Source organism: Lactobacillus delbrueckii subsp. delbrueckii DSM 20074 = JCM 1012, assembly GCF_001433875.1.
GTDB lineage: Bacteria > Bacillota > Bacilli > Lactobacillales > Lactobacillaceae > Lactobacillus > Lactobacillus delbrueckii.
Genome location: NZ_AZCR01000105.1, coordinates 1 through 2442, shown reverse-complemented (window position 1 = coordinate 2442; position 2442 = coordinate 1). Strand labels below are relative to the sequence as shown.

The 2442-nt window shown below is 51.5% G+C and carries 2 protein-coding genes; both read right to left on the bottom strand.

Annotation, left to right across the window (positions count from 1 at the left end; genetic code table 11):
- Positions 1-98: 98 nt before the first annotated feature.
- Complete coding sequence (locus FD23_RS08565) at positions 99-767, bottom strand: energy-coupling factor transporter transmembrane component T family protein (RefSeq protein ID WP_074027742.1); 669 nt, start codon at positions 765-767, stop codon at positions 99-101.
- Between the two features lie 9 nt (positions 768-776).
- Positions 777-2132 (bottom strand): ATP-binding cassette domain-containing protein, encoded by a 1356-nt coding sequence (locus FD23_RS08560; protein ID WP_052933519.1) that lies wholly within the window; start codon positions 2130-2132, stop codon positions 777-779.
- Positions 2133-2442 lie beyond the last annotated feature (310 nt).

The window sequence follows — 2442 nt, the reverse complement described above, 5'->3', positions numbered from 1 at the left end:
TTGACCGCATTTACCGGCGTAGATAGTCAAAATCTGCTAGATGTTATGGTAAGTGTTCAATTTATTCTTGCAATTGGCGATAAATTTTTTTGCAATTTCTACGGGAGTAAAAAAGCGCCCAGATTCAAAAGAAGAACCGCAATAATAAAGAGCAGCCAATCTTTGTTAGTTAGCGGCACCTCAACGATCACGGACCGCGGAGCGCCTTCCCGGTAGCCGTGGGACTCCATCCCCTGGGCCAGGTTGTCGGCACTGTTTAAAGCTACCAAAATCGCGTTAAAGTAGAGGACCGGGGACCAAAAGGAGAGGTAGACTCCCCGCATCATCCCTGCCAACCGGATCTGCTTGACCGCGGCTTGCATGCGGGGAATGATGTTCAAAGCCGCCAAAGTTCCATAAGCAAACTTGCTCGGCAAGTGCAGGTTCTGCTCCAGCGACCGGGCCATCTCTTCTGCCGTGGTTGAAATGGTCAGGCAGGCCGTGGTGAAGGTATATACGAAGGCCCGGCTGGAGATGTCCAAAGCATACCAGAGGTCGCGGTGGTCACTGAAGATGTATCCTGAAGAAAAGACGGTAATTGCCGCTAAGCCCGTTGCCAAAAGCATCCCGCCCAGGGCCTTAGGCTTGATCCGCCGGTATAAGAGATAGGCTAATGATAAAACAATAACGATGACATTGCTGAAAAGGCTGACCTTAAAAGATAACTCCAGTGAAATAATCAAGGTCAGCAGGAATTTCAAGCTGGGATTCATTTTGCTTTTAGTCATTTTCTCCTCCTAATCCTGGACAAAAGCCAGCTCTCTGCCGGCCAGACGCAGGTGGTAGTCGCACCAAGTGCTGATTCCGTAGAACTGGTGGCTGATCAGCAGGATCGTCTGCCCGCTCTTTTCCTGGCACTTTTGCAAAAGCTGCACGACCTGCTCAATCGACTTCTGGTCCAGGCCGCTCAAAGGCTCATCGATCAAGAGCACTTCCTGGCCCGACAAAAGCATCAAGAGGATCTGCAGCTTCTTTTTCTGCCCGCCCGACAAGGAGTAGACCACCTGGTCCATGTGGTCGGCCAAATCCAGGTCAGCCAGGGCCTGGTCTAAGACTTCCGGAGTGAAGTAGGGGGAAGCGTGCTTTTGGCTCAAAGCCAGCTCCTCTTTGACGGTGATGGCCATGAACTGGTCACTTGCATTTTGAAAAATCTGGGCTACATGCTGGAAGTAGGTCCGCTCCTTGAGCTTGGCCACTTCCTTGCCCTCCCAGGTCAAAGACCCCTGGTAGTCCAGCAACTTGGTCATGGCCTTAAACAGAGAGCTCTTCCCGCTGCCGTTTGGCCCCGTGATCAAGGTCACCTTCCCCTTGGGGATGGCTAATTCCTTTTGCTCAAGCAAAGGCCGGCCTTGCTTGATGGCGAAATTTTTCATGACAAAAGCCGCTGGCTCGTTCTCCGGCAGGGGGAAGTGCAGGCCGATTGGCTCAGTAGCCAGGAGAAGCGCTTGTTCATCCTTAGTCAATAAGTCCACTTGTTCGCCTTTGAAGCGGTAGACCCCGTCCACCTTGCCCTGGTAGTCGTCAAAAAGGTGGTCGGTGATGATGATGGTCTTGCCCTGCTCTTTCAGCTTGGCCAAGCGGCCAATCAAGAAGCGGCGGGCCGCCGGATCCACGCTGGCAAAAGGCTCATCTAATAAGAAAAGATCCACGTCCATGGCGACCAGGACGGCCAAGGCTACCCGCTGCTTTTCCCCGCCGGACATGGTTACGATCTTCTGGTCTAAAAGAGAGTCGATTTCCGCGAATTCGCTGGCCAGCTTCAGCCGGTCCGCAAATTCTGTCTTGCTTTTGCCCAGGTTTTCCATGGCAAAAATAATCTCTTCTCTAGGCGTGGCCATGGTAAACTGCTCGCCGGCTTCCTGGAACATCATGGCCTGACTTCGCCCGCCCAAAGAAACCTGCCCGCTGGTCAGCTGGCCCCCGTATTTCGGGTAGAGGCCGGCCATGATCTTCAACAGGGTCGACTTGCCGCAGCCGGTCGGCCCGATCAAGAGGGAAAAAGTCCCTGCCGGCAGGGTTAAGGATAGGTCGCGGATGACCTCCCGGTTCCCGTAGGAAAAAGTTAAGTGGTCAATTGTCAGTTCTGCTTGCAAAATAAAAAGTCACCTCAAAACTGGGGTGACCATAAGCAGCAGCATTTTCCCTTGCCAGCATTACCTGGCCAGGTTCCATGGGTATCATCTCAGCCTTCCGGCACCCCGTTGATTCGTCAAATTGATTCTTATTTTAGTATATTGGATTTACTAAGGCCTGTCTAATTCAAACTTTGTCCAAACTGATTGAAAATGCCGATTTATAGCACTTTTCTTAAAATAATCTGGGACGCCAATTGCAAGAATAAATTGAACACTTACCATAACATCTGGTAGATTTTGACTATCTACGCCGGTAAATGCGGTCAAG